At 65.3% G+C, this 17,060-nt stretch carries 12 protein-coding genes and 1 tRNA gene; 5 read left to right on the top strand and 8 right to left on the bottom strand.

Annotated features, from left to right (window positions below; all coding sequences use genetic code 11):
- Positions 1-502, bottom strand: a 502-nt coding sequence (locus BN1233_RS06500) for a sigma-70 family RNA polymerase sigma factor (RefSeq protein WP_048709450.1), incomplete at its 3' end; no start/stop codon positions are given.
- Positions 503-1,192: 690 nt separating this feature from the next.
- Between BN1233_RS06500 and BN1233_RS06490 the strand changes: the two genes are divergently transcribed.
- Complete coding sequence (locus tag BN1233_RS06490) at positions 1,193-1,426, top strand: hypothetical protein (RefSeq protein ID WP_046862720.1); 234 nt, start codon at positions 1,193-1,195, stop codon at positions 1,424-1,426.
- Between the two features lie 484 nt (positions 1,427-1,910).
- On the opposite strand, the gene BN1233_RS06485 is transcribed toward BN1233_RS06490, so the two are convergent.
- Positions 1,911-1,986, bottom strand: a tRNA-Glu gene (locus tag BN1233_RS06485).
- Positions 1,987-2,050: 64 nt separating this feature from the next.
- Between BN1233_RS06485 and BN1233_RS06480 the strand changes: the two genes are divergently transcribed.
- Both BN1233_RS06480 and rpoH read left to right on the top strand, forming a co-directional pair.
- Positions 2,051-3,088: an RluA family pseudouridine synthase gene (locus tag BN1233_RS06480; RefSeq protein ID WP_082145221.1), complete on the top strand. Its 1,038-nt coding sequence runs from the start codon at positions 2,051-2,053 to the stop codon at positions 3,086-3,088.
- A gap of 191 nt (positions 3,089-3,279) precedes the next feature.
- Entirely contained in the window at positions 3,280-4,161 is an 882-nt protein-coding gene (rpoH, locus tag BN1233_RS06475) for an RNA polymerase sigma factor RpoH (RefSeq protein WP_046862719.1), read from the top strand.
- A 70-nt stretch (positions 4,162-4,231) separates the two neighbouring features.
- On the opposite strand, the gene BN1233_RS06470 is transcribed toward rpoH, so the two are convergent.
- From BN1233_RS06470 to BN1233_RS06450, 5 genes are all read right to left on the bottom strand, one after another.
- On the bottom strand, positions 4,232-5,728 hold the full coding sequence (locus BN1233_RS06470; protein ID WP_046862718.1) for a hypothetical protein: 1,497 nt from the start codon (positions 5,726-5,728) through the stop codon (positions 4,232-4,234).
- 54 nt (positions 5,729-5,782) lie between these two features.
- Entirely contained in the window at positions 5,783-7,075 is a 1,293-nt protein-coding gene (locus tag BN1233_RS06465; protein ID WP_046862717.1) for an adenylosuccinate synthase, read from the bottom strand.
- 106 nt (positions 7,076-7,181) lie between these two features.
- Positions 7,182-8,045: a type 1 glutamine amidotransferase gene (locus BN1233_RS06460; RefSeq protein ID WP_046862716.1), complete on the bottom strand. Its 864-nt coding sequence runs from the start codon at positions 8,043-8,045 to the stop codon at positions 7,182-7,184.
- A gap of 165 nt (positions 8,046-8,210) precedes the next feature.
- Positions 8,211-9,803, bottom strand: coding sequence for a phosphoglycerate dehydrogenase (gene serA / locus BN1233_RS06455; protein ID WP_046862715.1), 1,593 nt, complete (start codon positions 9,801-9,803; stop codon positions 8,211-8,213).
- 108 nt (positions 9,804-9,911) lie between these two features.
- Positions 9,912-11,084, bottom strand: a complete 1,173-nt coding sequence (locus BN1233_RS06450; RefSeq protein ID WP_046862714.1) for a phosphoserine transaminase — start codon at positions 11,082-11,084, stop codon at positions 9,912-9,914.
- Positions 11,085-11,325: 241 nt separating this feature from the next.
- On the opposite strand from BN1233_RS06450, the gene BN1233_RS06445 reads away from it, so the two are divergent.
- Together BN1233_RS06445 and BN1233_RS06440 are read left to right on the top strand one after the other, a co-directional pair.
- Entirely contained in the window at positions 11,326-12,588 is a 1,263-nt protein-coding gene (locus BN1233_RS06445; protein ID WP_048709448.1) for an efflux RND transporter periplasmic adaptor subunit, read from the top strand.
- A gap of 47 nt (positions 12,589-12,635) precedes the next feature.
- Positions 12,636-15,773, top strand: a complete 3,138-nt coding sequence (locus tag BN1233_RS06440; protein WP_046862713.1) for an efflux RND transporter permease subunit — start codon at positions 12,636-12,638, stop codon at positions 15,771-15,773.
- A gap of 380 nt (positions 15,774-16,153) precedes the next feature.
- Here the strand turns inward: BN1233_RS06440 and BN1233_RS06435 are convergent, their stop codons facing one another.
- Positions 16,154-16,909, bottom strand: coding sequence for an outer membrane protein (locus tag BN1233_RS06435; protein ID WP_082173671.1), 756 nt, complete (start codon positions 16,907-16,909; stop codon positions 16,154-16,156).
- Between the last annotated feature and the right edge of the window lie 151 nt (positions 16,910-17,060).

The following is a 17,060-nucleotide window of genomic DNA, read 5'->3' as shown; positions in this document are numbered from 1 at the left end:
GAAGATGAAGGAGTTCAGCAAGGCGGGCGCGGGCGCGGTTGATCCGGCTCTTGACGGTGCCCAACTTGGTCCCGCAGATCCGGGCGATCTCCTCGTATTGCAATCCCTGTGCCCCCGCGAGGAGAATGGCCTCGCGCTGCTCGGGAGGGAGCCGCGCAAGAGCCCCTGCGAGGTCTCGCAGGTTAAGATTTTCATCCTGTCCAGGGAGGGTCGAGAGCATGCCGGCCATCACGCCGTCCGGGTCCTCGATCTCCCGCCTCCTCCGGCGTTTGAAGGTGTAGAACTGATTGCGGAGGATCGTGAAGAGCCACGCCTGCAGGCAGGTGCCCGGCTCGAATTTGTCGATCTTGCTCAGCCCCCGGACAATCGTCTCCTGCACGAGGTCGTCGGCAAGATCGACATTGCCGGTCAGCGAGATCGCGAAGGCGCGAAGCCGCGGAAGGGCCGCAAGCAGGCTGTTGCGCAACTCAGACGAAAGAACCGGTCCAGAGGCTTGAGCCATGGTCGATTTCCATGTTCGGGCAGGAACAGGTCGCCAACCGCTCGACACTTTTGCCCGAACCGAAAGCGACATCCTGTCAATGGGATTACGAGCATCGCGGTTCCAAGGTGACGCAAGTATATGACCGGAAATGAGCGATGAATTAACGAATGTTATTAGCCGCTACGGCGCAGGCGCGCTTTTGTTGCCACTTTAACTTATGTTGATCTTGTAACATATGTTGATCTTGGCTGATGCTCTCGCGGATGCCCAAGCAGGGATTGGACCACGCGCGTGCTGTGGGAGGCCCGTGTCCAACCAAAGCCAGAGCGCGACGGCGGGTTCTCTGCGAAAGAGGGGCATGGATCAGGGTCGCTCTCCAGACCCCTCTTTATCGCCCGAGTCGACGGGGCCCTCCGCGAGAATGAGCAGTTCCGAGAGGAAATCCGTCAGCAGGCGCAACGGACGCGGGAACTCCTTGCATCTCTCCGTGACCTGATCCGGATGTCCCGGCAGGCGTAAGTCGAAACTTGGTGGCGCCTGAAATCACCGGATCCGACGTGAAGCTCTCCCGCGCTGGCCTCAACCCGGCCGTGCTTGGACGTGCCCCCGAACGGGCGCATAGTGCTGCCATCACTGGCAGATCCGACCCGTAGGCGCCGGTGGCTGAGAGACCCCGTGCTCCCGCCTGCATGGCCGAGGGGCGTCCTAATGCCCGACCTCGAGCAGGAGCGCCTGGACCTCGACGCGGCCGATCGGCACCTCGCCGAGGGCGAGCGGCGGATCACCGACCTAATCCTCCTGATCGAGGACGAGACCGCGAAGGGCCGGGACACGACGGAAGCCCGCAAACTGCTCCACAACTTCGAGCAGACCATGGAGACCTGGCGCGTCCATCGGCAACTCATCGCAGACACCATCGCGCGGGCGGGCGGAGGCGCCTGATCCTGCGTTCGCAGCAATGGCCTCTTTGGGGCCGGGAACAGAAATCCATGAGCTTCCGAGGGCCTGGATTGACGGGTTCACAGCCAGTCGAAACTCTATCTAAGAGCGCCCTCACAGCCGTGTGAGAAAGATGGGTCGCGGCGAAATTTTGTGAGCTGATCAGGTAACTGTTTTGAGGGACCTGGTCGGGCTAGGCTGGGGGGGTGGATCGGGTCGGTCGCCAGGCAACTCCGCCAAGACCGGCACCGCGTTCTGCCTATGGGCTCCCCAATCCGTTCCAGGCGATGAGCATCGCCCTAGCCGGTTGGGCCTGTTGCGCCAACAATCATCTCCTGGACAGCGATACGCTGGGATCAGATCGAGCCCGCAGCGGTAGCCGGCAATATCCGGAAGGCGCCGATCAAGCCGCCGCGCCAAACGGAGCGGTTGTGTGAGACGGATCTGTGAGACGAGACGCTCGACCGCACTAAGCCATTGAGATCATTGGCGCTCCCTAGGGGACTCGAACCCCTGTTTTCGCCGTGAGAGGGCGACGTCCTGGACCGCTAGACGAAGGGAGCTGGTCAAGGGGAAGGTCGGTCGTATATCGGTCCAACCCATGCTGTTCAAGCCCTACTCATCAAAATGACGCCAACCGTTGTCGCGGCAGTGGAGAATCCCTCCTCGCCCGAGGGCGAGATCCGCCTGCACCGTCACGAAGGCGGGCCCGAGCGGCTCGACCGTGCGCTCGCCCAAGCCTTTCCGGATCTCTCCCGCAGCCGCCTGCAGGCGCTCGCACGCGAGGGCCGCGTACAGGTGGACGATGCGGCGGTTCGGGATCCCGGCCAGAAAATCCGGCCCGGGGCTCTCCTGTCGCTCCTGGTCCCGCCTCCTGCGCCGGCGGAGCCGGCCGGGGAGACGATTCCGCTCGATGTCGTCTACGAGGACGTAGACCTCATCGTCATCGATAAGCCGGCCGGCCTCGTCGTGCACCCGGCGGCCGGGCATGCGAGCGGAACGCTCGTTAATGCGCTGATCGCCCATTGCGGCGACAGCCTCTCCGGAGTCGGCGGCGTCCAGCGCCCCGGCATCGTGCACCGGCTCGACAAGGACACGAGCGGACTTCTGGTGGTGGCGAAGAACGACCGGGCCCATCAGGGGCTCGCCGCCCAGTTCGCGGACCACGGCCGGACGGGCCCCCTCGAGCGCGCCTATCTCGCCCTCGTCTGGGGCGTGCCGAGCCGCGCCAGTGGAACCGTCGCCGCTCCGATCGGGCGGCACGCCACTCACCGCGAGAAGATGGCGGTTGTCCCGGCCAGCCGCGGCCGCGAGGCCATCACGCATTGGCGCATGGTCGAGCGCCTTCCCGGTCAGGGAGAAGCGCTGGCGAGCCTCCTGCAATGCGAGCTCGAGACGGGGCGTACGCACCAGATCCGCGTGCACATGGCCCACATGCAGCACCCGCTTCTGGGCGACATAGTCTATGGGTCGGGCTTCCGGACGCGGGCACGGCGGCTGACCTCGGCCGCTTCCGAGGCTCTGGAGCATCTCGGCCGCCAAGCCCTCCATGCGGCCGTGCTCGGGTTCGAGCATCCCGTCTCGGGCGAAGCGCTGCGTTTCGAGAGCCCTCTGCCCCAGGACATGGCAGCCCTGCTCGCCGCCTTGCGCGACGAGGCCCGGTAAACGCCAAGTTGGCGTCAATCCGACGCACGCGGGGCGTAAGGGGCACCGTGGGGACTCCCGGGCGTTAGCATAGATCCAAGATCCAATGCCCTATCCGGTAAAGCCGACTGCACGTATAATGCAGGTTTTCGGCTTGCCGTTTTGGGAGCCGTTCAGGCTAGCCTCAGTGAGGGAGCCTTAGGAGGAGAAGAATGGCCACAGCGCTGCCCGTGCTCGCCAATGAAGGGGGCTTATCCCGTTATCTCGACGAAATCCGTCGTTTCCCCATGCTCGAGCCGCATGAGGAGTACATGCTCGCGAAGCGATGGCGCGAGCATGGCGACCGAGAGGCCGCCCACAAACTCGTCACGTCGCACCTTCGCCTCGTCGCCAAGATCGCCATGGGCTATCGCGGCTACGGGCTGCCGATCGGCGAAGTCGTCTCCGAAGGCAATGTCGGCCTGATGCAGGCCGTCAAGCGCTTCGAGCCCGACAAGGGCTTCCGCCTTGCGACCTATGCCATGTGGTGGATCAGGGCGGCGATACAAGAATACATCCTGCGGTCGTGGTCACTCGTGAAGATGGGAACCACGGCGAACCAGAAGAAGCTCTTCTTCAACCTGCGCAAGGCGAAGGGCCGCATCTCCGCGCTGGAGGAAGGCGACCTGCGCCCCGACCAGGTGAAGCAGATCGCGACGAAGCTCGGCGTCACCGAGCAGGATGTCGTCGAGATGAACCGCCGCCTTGGCGGCGACGCCTCGCTTAACGCGCCGCTACGCGAGGAAGGCGAAGGCGAGTGGCAGGACTGGCTCGTCGACAACAGCGCCAGCCAGGAGGAAGTCCTCGCGGAGCAGGAGGAGGGCCAGAATCGGCTCGCCGCTCTGCGCAACGCGCTCTCCGTCCTGAACCCGCGCGAGCGACGCATCTTCGAGGCGCGCCGCCTCTCGGACGATCCGATCACCCTTGAGGATCTCTCGACGGAATTCGGCGTGTCCCGCGAACGTGTCCGCCAGATTGAGGTGCGGGCCTTCGAGAAGATCCAGGAGGCGGTGAAGAAGAACCTGGAGCAGATCGAGACGGCTCCAGCCGGTTAGGCCTTCGGGGCAGCCGCCCTCGCGAGAGGCAAAGGCCGGGAGGCGGAGCGCCGCCTCCCGTAGGTTTATATTACTGCCACTGCTGGAAGGCCTCGGACATCACCTGCTCGCCCGAGCGCCCCTTTTCGAAGCTCAGGATGGCCCGCTTGCCCGAGGCCAGCCGGATCGGGAGGTCCATCCAGTTGCGCTGCAGGAGGAACTCGGTGTTCCGCTCGATGTCCCCCTGAAGGCTCGAGAGGCCGATCAGGAACATGTTCTCGCGAACCGGGATCGCGAGCCCGGCCATCGGCGTGCCGCGAGAGTTCTGCTCGTTCTTGAACTGCAGCACATTCGCGTCGCGGACGACCCGCCCAGGGTCGCCCGCTTTCGTCACGAAGCTGAGCTCGAGCGTATGGGACGCCGGCAGCGTCGGGTCGAGATTGCGCCGCAACAGGAAGTTGAGCGTCAACTCGGATTCCGGGATCTCCACGGTCGCCCGCACGGCGTTCTCGAGCGGCTGGCCCTGGCCCGAGCTCACCGCATCGAGCCGCCAGGTCACGCGGCCCGCATGGGCGACGGGCTCCTGCGGGTTCGACGGGTTCTCCTCGTAAAGGATCGCCCGCTGCGCCACGGCGACCTCCGGCCGTGCAGCGGGCTGTTGGGCCGGCTGAGCGGGCGCAGGCGCGGGTGCGGGAGTGGGGGCGGCCGCCGGTCCTCCGATCCGCTCTCCGAACTTGCCGGCTTCGTCGGTCGGGGGCGCGGGCGCCTCGGCGGCCGGAGGCGGGATCTCCGGGGCAGGCGAAGGCTGATCCCGCAGGATATAGGCCAGAACTGCGATAGCCCCGACGACGAGCGCCACGATCGATCCGAACACGATCGTGCGGGCCCTCCCGGGTGCCTGCACGACCGGCGCCCGGCTGTCGATCCGGGGCCGCGCCGGTCCGATCGGAGCCGGCACGCGCTCCCTCTCGGGCTCGTCCACCTCTTCGGCGCGTTCGTCATGGCGGAAGCCGGAATAGGAAGGCTTCGTCGCCGGAGGCATCACCGGCGGATCGAACTCGCCGGAGACCGGCTCCGGCGTCGTGCCGGGAACACGCGCAGGCTCGTGGCCGAACCCGCCGAAAGCCGCCGGCGGTTGAGGCTCGGGAGGGGATTGAGGCTCGGGCCCGAATTCATCGGGGGCCGCAACCGATGTCGCCTCCGGAACGAGAGGCTCCTCGGCGTCCCTTCCATCCTCGATGGGCTCGTCGATGTCCTCGGCAGGCGGCACCTCGTCGCCATCGGACTCGTCGGAAACCGGAGCGGGCTCCGGTTCCGGCTCCGCAAGCGCGGCGTCTTCGCTCTCGACTGCGTCCGAGGTTGGCGCAGGTTCGGAAACGGGCGCGAATTCGGCTTCGAGCCGCGCGATCGAATCCTCCAACGCATCCTGCTGCCGGATGATGTCCTCTTCGTCGAGGGGCGGGTCGAGGTTGCGCAGCTGGTCCGTCAATGCCTCGCGCGCACGGCTATAGACATGCTGGCGAGCCTCCCGGGACTGATCCGAAAGGCCATGCACCGCGCGGGCAATAAGCGGATAGTAATCTGCCATAGGCGATACTGAATACTCCGGGCCGCCCTGAGTTGGCCGACCTCTTCAGGCCCGTCAACCCTCGAAGGGATTACGCACGAGGATCGTATCGTCCCGCTGCGGCGAAGTGGAGAGGACCGCAACCGGAGCGCCGATCAGCTCCTCGATCCGGCGCACGTATTTGATGGCCTGAGCCGGGAGGTCCGCCCAGGACCGTGCGCCGGCCGTCGTTCCGCTCCAGCCCTCGAATTCCTCGTAGATCGGCTCGACGCGCGCCTGCGCGCCCTGGCTTGCCGGGAAGTAATCGATGGTGTCGCCGTCGAGCCGGTAGCCGACGCCGATTCGGATCGTCTCGAAGCCGTCGAGGATATCGAGCTTGGTTAGTGCGATCCCGTCGATTCCCGAGGTACGCACGGTCTGTCGCACGAGCGTCGCGTCGAACCAGCCGCAACGGCGCTTGCGTCCCGTCACGACCCCGAACTCCTTGCCGCGCTGCCCGATCAGCTCGCCGATCTCGTCATGGAGTTCCGTCGGGAACGGCCCCTCCCCCACGCGGGTCGTGTAGGCCTTCGCGATGCCGAGCACATAGCCCACGGCGCTCGGCCCGAGGCCCGAGCCCGTTGCGGCCTGTCCCGCGACCGTGTTCGAGGAAGTCACGAAGGGATAGGTGCCGTGATCGACGTCGAGCAGGGCGCCCTGGGCTCCTTCGAACAGGATGCGCTTGCCGACGCGGCGCTCGTCGTCAAGGAGCCGCCATACGGCATCCATGAACGGGAGCACCTTCGGCGCGACCGAGGCGAGTTCCTCGTAGATCGTCGCCGGGGCGATCTCCTCGAGCCCGAAGCCGCGCCGCAACGCATTGTGGTGCACGAGAAGCCGCTCGATCTTGTCGGGCAGGCTCGCGAGATCGGCAAGGTCCATCAGCCGGATCGCACGCCGCCCAGCCTTGTCCTCGTAGGCCGGGCCGATGCCGCGCCGCGTCGTGCCGATCTTCGTCCCGGCACTGCCGCTTTCGCGCAAGGCGTCGAGTTCACGATGCAGTGAGAGGATGAGCGTCACGTTCTCGGCAATCCGGAGATTGTCGCGCGTAATGCCGACGCCCTGCTCTCTCAAGCGCTCGAGCTCTGCCGCGAGCGCGTGCGGATCGAGCACTACGCCGTTGCCGATCACCGAGAGCTTGCCGAGCCGGACGACTCCCGAGGGCAGCAGGGAGAGCTTGTAGACGGTATCGCCGATCACGAGCGTGTGGCCTGCATTGTGGCCGCCCTGGAAGCGCACCACGACATCGGCTTGCTCGGACAGCCAGTCGACGATCTTGCCCTTGCCTTCGTCGCCCCACTGGGCGCCTACGACGACCACGTTCGCCATCGCTCGACCTCATGTGAAAAACCCCGGCGCAAGGCCGGGGTCGGGGTGATCCACCTTGCAGCGTCTCTTGGGCGAAGCGCCCGGCGAGGTCAAGCGCCGCGCGCCTTCAGGCACGGGCCCTCCGGCTGCGCTCCGGCCTGACATAGGATTCGATGAAATTGGCGATCTCGCGGGTCCGCCGCACCGGATCGAGGACTTCCTCGTCGAGTCCGTATCGCCAGGCAAGGTCGCGCCGCTCCGGCTCCGTGTGCAGGGCTACGAGATCGGCGACGAACGCGGCAGCATCTTCGAGCGTGTCACAGAAACCTTCGCCGACGAGCACTTCGAGCCGCCGCTCGAGGATGATCGCGAGTTCGAGCAGGCTGAATTCCGGGTGGTATTGAACGCCCCAGAAAACGCCGCCCCGGTGGCGGATTTCAGCTGCCTGGATCGCGGACATCGCGTTTCTCGCCAGCACTGTGCAATCCTCTGGTGGCGTGACGACGGCGTCCCAGTGAATGGCCGGAGCATCGTAGCTGGGCGGCCTGCCGGCGAGCATCGGGTGGTCGCGCCCAGCATCCGTGGCAACGAGGCGCCGTGCGAAGCCGATCTCGATCCCTTTGGGATTCCGCGCCACCGTCCCGCCGGCCGCGGCTGCGGCGATCTGGATGCCCCAGCATGAACCGAAGCACGGCGTCCCGGATGCATAGACTGCGCGCATCAATTCGATCTGATGCAGGACGGAGGGCGTCGCATCATAGAGATTGAGCGCCGATCCCGTGAGCACCACGGCATCGTAGGATGCGAGCCCGGCGCCATCGGGGAGCGCGGCGCCGGCATCGGCCGGATAGACGATATCGCAGATCGCGCCCGGCGCGAGGGCCGTCAGCACGGCGGCATAGGAGGCGCTCGGCGTTACGCCGAAGGCGCTCCGGTGCGCCTCGCGGCTCTCCCGCGTGTTGCCCTCGACGACCAGGAAACGCAGATCCATCAGCCACCCTGCACAGGCCTCGGCGGGGCCGAGCCGGCCCACCGCCTCACGTCGTCGAGGTATCAGACCTCACGGGAAACGCCAACGAACCATGAGCCGCGAGCAGGGTTGCGGCCGGATCGTCGGAGCGCGGTGGTGCGCAGCGCGCACCACCCGGTGCGATCGTCAGAACCGCACGGCCCGGGCGCGCTTCACCTGCGGAATCGCCTCGATCGCTTGCAGCAGTTCCTTGGAGACGGGCTGATCCACGGAGACGAAGCAGATCGCATTGCCGCCGGGCTCGTCACGACCGAGCGCAAAGGTTGCGACGTTGACGCCCGCCTCACCGAGCAGCGTCCCGAAGCGCCCGATGAAGCCCGGCTGATCGGCATTGCGCACATAGATCATGTTCGGCGCGAACTCGGCATCGACGGCGATGTCGCGAATCTCGACGACGCGTGGCTTGCCGTCCTGGAAGACGGTGCCGCCCGCATGGCGGTCCATGTCTTCGGCATCGACGGTGATCCGCACGAAGCTTTCGTAGTCGCGGGCGTGGGTCTCCCGCTTGACCTCTTCCACCGTGATCCCGCGCTCACGCGCGACGACCGGCGCCGAGACCATGTTGATGTCCTGCAGGAACGGCCTGAGGACGCCGGTGACCGCGGCCGAAGTGAGCGCGCGCGTGTTCATCTCGGCAACGGCGCCTTCGTATTCGATGCGAATGCCCTTGATCGGCGCTTCCGTGAGCTGCCCGAGGAACGAGCCAAGCTTCTCCGCGAGCGCCACGAATGGCTTCAGACGCGGCGCCTCCTCGGCCGTGATCGACGGGAAGTTCACCGCATTCTGGATCGCGCCCTGCAGGAGGTAATCGGACATCTGCTCCGCAATCTGCAGCGCGACATTCTCCTGGGCCTCACTCGTCGCGGCACCGAGATGCGGCGTGCAGACGACATTCGGATGGCCGAAGAGCGGGTTCTCCTTCGCGGGCTCCTCGGAAAACACGTCGAAGGCGGCGCCGGCCACGTGGCCGCTGTCGAGCGCGGCGCGCAAGGCTGCCTCGTCGACGAGACCGCCGCGGGCGCAGTTGATGATGCGCACGCCTTTCTTCGTCTTCGCGATCGCCTCGGCGGAGAGGATGTTGCGGGTCCGCTCGGTCATCGGCACGTGGAGCGTGATGATGTCGGCACGGCGCAGGAGATCGTCGAGTTCGACCTTCTCCACGCCGATCTCGAGGGCGCGCTCCGGCGAGAGGAACGGATCGTAGGCGATCACCCGCATGTGCAGGCCGATTGCGCGATTGGCGACGATCGAGCCGATATTGCCGCAACCAATCACGCCGAGGACCTTGCCGGTCAGCTCGACCCCCATGAAGCGGTTCTTTTCCCACTTGCCGGCCTGCGTGGAAACGTCCGCCTGCGGGATCTGGCGCGCGAGCGCGAACATCATCGCGATCGCGTGCTCGGCGGTGGTGATCGAGTTGCCGAACGGCGTGTTCATCACGATCACGCCGCGAGCGGTCGCAGCCGGGATGTCGACATTGTCGACGCCGATGCCGGCGCGGCCGATCACCTTCAGGCGGCTCGCCTGTTCGAGGATCTTGGCCGTTACCTTGGTCGCCGAGCGAATCGCGAGACCGTCATAATCCCCGATCACGGCGGCAAGCTTTTCCTTGTCCTTGCCGAGATCGGGCTGGAAATCGACGTCGATGCCTCTGTCCTTGAAGATCTGGACGGCGGCCGGCGAGAGGGCGTCCGAGATCAACACGCGCGGTTTGGTCATGGGTTCTGTTCCTGGAAATGGTCGCTCGGCTCACGCGGGTTCGAGCGCGGCCAGTGAGGCCCGTCGGGTATCCAACGGGCCGGGAGAGCAATGAGAGGTTGGCGGCGCTCAGGCGGCTTGCGCGAGCTTCGTCTTTTCCTGCGCGAAGGCCCAGTCGAGCCAGGGCGTCAGCGCTTCGAGGTCCGAAGCCTCGACGGTCGCCCCGCACCAGATGCGCAGGCCGGGCGGCGCATCCCGATAGGCGCCGATATCGAAGGCGGCCCCTTCCTTGTCGAGAAGCGACGTGATCCCTTTGGCGACCTGCGCGACGGCATCGGCGCCCCGGGCGACGACATCCGGGTCGGAGATCACGAGGCAGACGCTGGTGTTCGAGGCGGTCGCCGGATCCTTCGCGAGGTTCGCGATCCAGGGCGTGCGTGCCACCCAGTCGAAGATCACCTTCGCATTGCGGTCGGCTTTCGCGATCAGCGCATCGAGGCCGCCGAGATCCTTCGCCCATTGCAGGGCATCGATATAGTCCTCGACGGCGAGCATCGACGGCGTGTTGATCGTCTCGCCCTGAAACAGCCCTTCCGTGATCTTGCCGCCCTTGGTCATGCGGAAGATCTTCGGCAGGGGCCATGGCGGCGTGTAGGTCTCAAGGCGCTCCACGGCCCGCGGCGACAGGATCAGCATTCCATGCGCAGCCTCGCCGCCAAGCACCTTCTGCCAGGAGAAGGTGACGACATCGAGCTTCACGAAATCGAGCCTCTGCGCGAAGGCGGCAGAAGTAGCGTCGCAGATCGTCAGTCCTTCACGATCGGCCGGGATCCAGTCGGCATTCGGAACGCGCACGCCGGAGGTGGTGCCGTTCCAGGTGAAGACGACGTCGTGCCTGCGGGCATCGACGGTCCCGAGATCGGGCAGTTCGCCATAGCCCGCCTTGATGACGCGCGCGTCCTTGAGCTTGAGCTGCTTCACGACGTCGGTCACCCAGCCTTCGCCGAAGCTTTCCCAGGCCAGGAGATCGACCGGACGGGCCCCCAGCAGGGACCACAGGACCATCTCGACCGCGCCCGTATCCGAGGCCGGCACGATCGCGATGCGGTAATCGGCAGGGACCTGCAGGACCTCTCGCGTGAGGTCAATCGCAAGCTTCAGGCGTGCCTTGCCGAGCTTGGCGCGATGGGAGCGCCCCAGCGAGTCGGTTGAAAGATTTTGGAGAGACCATCCGGGGCGCTTCGCGCACGGGCCGGACGAAAAGAAAGGCGCGCGCGGGCGCGCAGCGGGCTTCGTCGTCATATTGTGCCATCCTTCCAGATGGGCGCCCCTCGGTGGGGAGGGGTGTCCCGCCGGCCGGTATGCGGGAGCCGGGTCGGCGGGTCAACCCTCTTCACCCATGAAATTCCCGCGGTTGCAGCTCCGGTGCGTCGATATGGATAAGCCGGGGGCAGCGCCGGAACGCGAAGGGACTTTCTTTTCGGCGGCTCATGACCTGTTATTGTGTTAAAAACCCCGGACAAATTCGTCCCGAGGACCGGGCATGCGCGTATCGAGTCAGCTCGCGGTGATCGTCGTGCTCGGCGTGGCCGGTTATGGCGGCTGGTATTCCTATCAGCACGGATATCTCGCCGCATTGCCGATCGCAGGATCTTATTTCGCCAAACCCGCCGGAACCGCAGCGGGCCCCGGCGCCGCGCCTGCCAATGCTCCGGTGGTCGAAGTCGAAACGGTGCGCACCGGGCGGGTCGTCGAGACGAAGGAGAGCGTCGGCACGCTACGCGCGCTCGAGTCGATCACGGTGACGTCCAAGGTCGCCGGAGTCATTGAGACCATCGAATTCGAGGAAGGGCAGAAGGTCAGCGCCGGCGACGTGCTGTTGCGTCTCGACGGCCTGGAACGCCGTGCGGACATCGAGATGGCGGTTGCCGAGAAAGCCCGCGCGACGGCCCAACGCGACGAGATTGCGACGCGGCTCGAGCGAGCTCAGGCCCTGAGACGCACCGGTGCCGGAACCGAAGCCCAGGTCGAGGACCTCAACGCACAGGTGCGGACGCTTGACCGTGCGATCGCGGCGGCGGAAGCACGCCTCAAGGCCGCGGAGGCACGGCTGGAGGATCTCGTCATCAGGGCGCCCTTTGCGGGGCGCGTCGGCACGCGCGGCGTCTCGCTCGGAGCCTATGTTTCACCGGGCACCCGCATCACGACCCTCGACGACCTCAGCCGCGTCCGGCTCGACTTCTCCGTCCCGGAGAATCTCCTCGGCCAAGTGAATCCCGGTCAGGGTGTTACGGCAACTTCCGTGGCGTTTCAGGACCGCGCGTTTCGCGGCCGCGTCTCCCTCATTGATCCGCGCGTCGACCCCGTCACTCGCAGCGTTCGCCTGACGGCCGAGTTCGAGAACCCCGACGAATCCCTTCGTCCCGGCATGTTCCTCGCAGTGACGCTGGATGTGCTCACTAAGGAGAACGCCATTCTGATCCCGGAAGAAGCCGTGGTCAGCGAAGGTCTTCGACACATCGTCTACCCCGTGAAGGACAACAAGACGGAGCGCCGAGTGATCCGCATCGGACAGCGCCAGAGCGGCAAGGTCGAGGTGCTCGAAGGCCTGGCGGCCGGCGAGACCATCGTCGTACTCGGTGTCCAGCGCGTGCGCCCCGGCGCAACGGTGCAGCCGCACCCGCTCGAGAGCCCGGAGCCGCCGCCTGCAGCGCGGCGAGAACCGGATGCCGCGCCGCCGGCGCCGCGCGGCGCCGTGGTGCTGCAGAGCCCGGTGACCGCCGCGCATGCCGCGGAGCGTCCCTGAACTCCGCGGAGAGCGACGACCCGACCGAGGAGCGAGTCCCGACAGCCATGCAGGTCTCCGATCTCTTCATTCGCCGCCCGGTCTTTGCGGTGGTCGTGAGCCTGCTCCTCATGGTCGGAGGCTTCGCCTCCCTGATCAACCTCCCGGTCCGGGAATATCCCGAGATCGACACGCCGGTCGTCTCCGTCTCGACCACCTATCGCGGCGCCGCCAACGAGGTCATCGAGAAGCGCATCACGGAGCTGATCGAGGGCTCGGTCGCGGGAATCGAGGGCATTCGTCAGATCACGTCGCAGAGCCAGAACGACCGCTCGTCCGTCTCGATCGAGTTCAACGTTGATCGTGATCCGGACGCAGCCACCTCCGATGTCCGAGACGCAGTCTCGCGCATCGTCGGCCGGCTGCCGGACGGTGCCGATCAGCCGGTGGTGCGCAAGGTCGATGCGAATGCGCAGGCGATCATGTGGATCGGCGTCACGTCGGGCACATTGGATTCGCTCGAGCTCACCGACTTCCTGCGCCGGGTCTATGTCGATCGGCTCTCCACGCTGCCCGGCGTCGCGAACGTCTATATCGGCGGCGAGCGGCGCTACGCCATGCGGATCTGGGTAGACCGCCCTGCCCTCGCGTCGCGCGGGCTGACGGTCCAAGATCTCGAGGATGCGATCAAGCGGCAGAACGTCGAACTGCCGGGCGGACGCATCGAATCCAGCCAGCGCGAATTGACGGTCAAGACCGACTCGCGCCTCGCGACGCCGGAAGAATTCGAGCAGGTCATCGTCAGCAACCGCAACGGATACCTCGTGCGTCTTCGCGAGGTTGCACAGGTCGAGGTCGGCGCCGAAGACTCGCGGTTCGAGTTCTATCAGTCCGGCCGCACCGCGATCGGCCTCGGCATCGTCCGCCAATCGACGGCCAACACGCTTTCGGTGGCCGATGCGGTGGCGGCCGAGCTCGAGCAGCTAAAGGACTCGCTCCCGCCGGAGACGGTCGCCGAAATTCTCTACGACGAAAGCCGGTTCATCCGTGCCTCCATCAATGGCGTGCTGAGGACGCTGGCCGAGGGCCTCACGCTCGTCATTCTTGTGATCCTGATCTTCCTGCGCGACTGGCGCTCGACAATCGTCGCGCTCGTGGCCATCCCGGTCTCGGTAATCTCGGCCTTCATGGTGGTGGCCTACTTCGATGCATCGATCAACGTCCTCACGCTGCTCGCAGTGGTGCTCGCGATCGGCATCGTCGTCGACGATGCCATCGTCGAGATCGAGAACGTGCATCGCCGGATCGAGGAGGGACAGCCTCCGCTTCTCGCCTCGTTCGACGGGGCCCGCGAGATCGGCTTCGCGGTGATCGCAACGACCGCAACGCTGATGGCAGTGTTCGTGCCGTTGGCCTTCATGACCGGCAATACCGGCAGGCTGTTTCGCGAATTCGCGATCACGCTGGCTGCTGCGATCTTCTTCTCGGGCGTTGTGGCACGCACGCTTACGCCGATGCTTTGCTCGAAGCTCATGGTGCCGGCGCACGGGCGCATCCAGCGCCTGACCGAGCCGTTCTTCACCGGCATGAACCAGGGCTATCGCTGGCTCCTGTCGCGGGCTTTGCGTGCTCCCATCGTAATCCTCGCCATTGGCGGTGTCGTCTCCTTGGCGGCCGTCAATCTGTTCCAGGCACTGCCGAAGGAATTCGCGCCGACCGAGGATCGCGGCATCATCATCGTTCCGATCCAGGCTCCCGAAGGGGCAAGCCTCGACTATACGCGCGACCGGGTTCGCGAAGTCGAGCGCGCGCTGATGCCCCTGCAGGAGCAAGGCGTCGTCTCCTCCATGCTGAGCCAGGTCGCGCCCGGCTTCGCCCGCCCCTCGCCGGTCAATGCCGGGCTCGTGATCGTGCGTCTTGTTGCCTGGGACGAGCGCAACGTGAAGCAGCAGGATCTCACGCGGCAGATCGTCGGGCGTGTCTCCGGCTTCCCGGGCGCTCGCGCCTTCCCGATCAATCCCGGCTCGCTCGGACAGCGCGGATTCAACCAGCCGGTCCAGTTCGTGATCGGCGGCCCCGATTACGACACTCTGCGCGAATGGCGCGACATCGTCATGGAAAGGGCGCAGGCGAGCGGCCTCTTCGTCAATCCGGACTCCGATTACCGCGAGTCGCAGCCCGACGTGCGGGTTAGGATCGACCGGCAACGTGCCGCAGATCTCGGTGTCACCGTCGAGGACATCGGACGCACGCTCGAGTTGATGTTCGGAGAGCGCGAGATCTCCACCTTCGTCAATCGCGGCAATGAGTACCCGGTCATCATGCGCGCCAGAGCGCAGGATCGCGCGACGCCGAATGATCTCAAGAACACCTTCATACGCGCTGTGAACAGAGATCTCGTTCCGCTTTCGTCTTTCGTATCGCTCACGGAATCCGCGGCCCCTCAGACGCTCAACCGGGTCGACCGGCTCCGCTCCATCACGATCCAGGCCTCGCTCGCACCGGGCGTTTCGATCGGCGACGGTCTGTCTGCGCTCGAACGGATCGTCCGTCAGGAACTGCCGGCCGAAGTGCGGATCGGCTACAAGGGCCAATCGAAGGAATTCCGGGAATCCTCCAACGCGATCTACGTCACCTTCGCGATGGCGCTGCTCGTCGTGTTCCTGGTGCTCGCTGCGCAGTTCGAGAGCTGGATCAACCCATTCATCATCATGCTGACGGTGCCTTTGGCGGTGACGGGCGGCCTGCTCGCGCTCCTGCTGACCGGACAATCCCTGAACATCTACAGTCAGATCGGGATGATCCTTCTGATCGGGCTTATGACGAAGAACGGCATCCTGATCGTCGAATTCGCCAATCAGCTGCGAAACCGCGGCTACACCGTCCGGGATGCCGTGATCCAATCCTCCGTGCTGCGGCTGCGTCCGATCCTGATGACCTCGATCGCGATGATCGGCGGTGCGATTCCGCTCGCATGGTCATCGGGAGCCGGCGCCGAAGCCAGAAACGCCATCGGTTCCGTCATCGTCGGCGGCGTCGCGCTTTCGACTCTTCTGACGGTTCTCGTCGTGCCGGCGATCTATCTGCTGATCGGCGGTTTCACGAAGCCCGCGAGTTACGTTTCGGAGATGATCGAAGGACTTCGCGCACAGACAGGCCAGCGGCCACACGGCGAGAAAGTACCACCGCCGACGCCTGCCGAATAACCCCGCCGATTCACGCCGTCATTACGGGTCGTCGGCAGTACGCAGCCCACTCCGCATCCGCTTCGTCAATGAGAGCGGAGCGAAGCCGTCCAGGAGCGCATCCGTCGACGGGTAGATTGCTTCGCCTCCGGCTCGCAATGACGGGTGTGGATCCGTGACGGGCTGGATGACTGCGGCGGCTCGCAGGACGGCAGTGCGGTGTAAAGGGCAGAGCATCACGCCTTCGGCTCGCCATGACGGCAGTGGGTCCGGCGCTGCTCCGGTTCCGGCCCTGCACCGCCCGCCCTCAGACCCACTTCGTCATTGCGAACGAAGTGAAGCAATCTACCCGTCAACGGACGAAGTACTTCGCCAGCGGCTCGCAATGACAGGGATATGCCTCAATCGATCATATAGCGCGCACCGACACGAATTTCGTGAGCCTGGATGGCTTCGGTGCGAATGCTCGGGTCTGCATCGAAGCGGCTGCGAGCATCGCCGAGATTGACATAGCGGTAACCCACATCGAGCTTGAAGCCGCTGCCGACGTCAACCGCGGCGCCGGCCATCAAAGCCCACGCGAAATTATAGGTCGTATGTGGCCCGAGAATCGTCGCATCGAAGAACGGCGGCGCGTTCACGGTCGTGATCCGGGTGAAATTCGTGAAGCGGTTGATGCTGAATCCGGCGCCTGCTCCGACATAGGGAGTGACACCAGCCCAATAGCCGAGATCGAAGTAGGCGTTCAGCAGGAACGAGGTGGATTCGAGATCGGTCTTGTCGGTGATGACACCGACATCATAGGTCGGAAATGGCCTTGTCCCGGTATATTCGGCGCCGAAGCGATGATCGATCGTGAGATCCGTGCGGAGCCAGGGCGATAGCTGGTAGCCGACGCCACCACCGAGCGAGAAGATCTGCTTAAGTCGCTCGCCGTCGAGAGGTGGGATGCCGCGCGCACTAGTTCCCCGATCCCGCGGCGTGTCGTAGTCGATGTAACCGACGTCGCCGCGCAGATACCAGCCAGTCCCGAGTTCGACGACCTCGTCCTCGAGAGCCGGAGCCGGAGGCAGCAGAAGGTCCGCCGCCAGCGCGGGTGCAGCCAGAACACCGGCCATCACGGCAGCAACGGACAGGACCGGAAGCAAACGAGCCACGAAATCACTCCTCGAACGCAGTCGAGGAGAATGTGAACGAAACTGGTTAAGCGTCCTTTAAGGTTAACGGCGAAATCAAGCCGATAATCTGGCGTTGTGATCAGATGATCTGTTGGCGTGTGAGTTTCGCAGTGCTTGTAGCGTTGGCATA

It is taken from the genome of Microvirga massiliensis (assembly GCF_001006805.1).
GTDB lineage: Bacteria > Pseudomonadota > Alphaproteobacteria > Rhizobiales > Beijerinckiaceae > Microvirga > Microvirga massiliensis.
Note: the sequence above shows the minus strand (reverse complement) of the source record. Positions and strands in the feature narration are given on the sequence as shown.

Bases quoted from the DNA above. Each gene is read 5' to 3' on its own strand.
- BN1233_RS06490 (WP_046862720.1), top strand. From the start codon at position 1,193: ATGCCCGACCTCGAGCAGGAGCGCCTGGACCTCGACGCGGCCGATCGG.
- BN1233_RS06480 (WP_082145221.1), top strand. From the start codon at position 2,051: ATGACGCCAACCGTTGTCGCGGCAGTGGAGAATCCCTCCTCGCCCGAG.
- rpoH (WP_046862719.1), top strand. From the start codon at position 3,280: ATGGCCACAGCGCTGCCCGTGCTCGCCAATGAAGGGGGCTTATCCCGT.
- BN1233_RS06470 (WP_046862718.1), bottom strand. From the start codon at position 5,728: ATGGCAGATTACTATCCGCTTATTGCCCGCGCGGTGCATGGCCTTTCG.
- BN1233_RS06465 (WP_046862717.1), bottom strand. From the start codon at position 7,075: ATGGCGAACGTGGTCGTCGTAGGCGCCCAGTGGGGCGACGAAGGCAAG.
- BN1233_RS06460 (WP_046862716.1), bottom strand. From the start codon at position 8,045: ATGGATCTGCGTTTCCTGGTCGTCGAGGGCAACACGCGGGAGAGCCGC.
- serA (WP_046862715.1), bottom strand. From the start codon at position 9,803: ATGACCAAACCGCGCGTGTTGATCTCGGACGCCCTCTCGCCGGCCGCC.
- BN1233_RS06450 (WP_046862714.1), bottom strand. From the start codon at position 11,084: ATGACGACGAAGCCCGCTGCGCGCCCGCGCGCGCCTTTCTTTTCGTCC.
- BN1233_RS06445 (WP_048709448.1), top strand. From the start codon at position 11,326: ATGCGCGTATCGAGTCAGCTCGCGGTGATCGTCGTGCTCGGCGTGGCC.
- BN1233_RS06440 (WP_046862713.1), top strand. From the start codon at position 12,636: ATGCAGGTCTCCGATCTCTTCATTCGCCGCCCGGTCTTTGCGGTGGTC.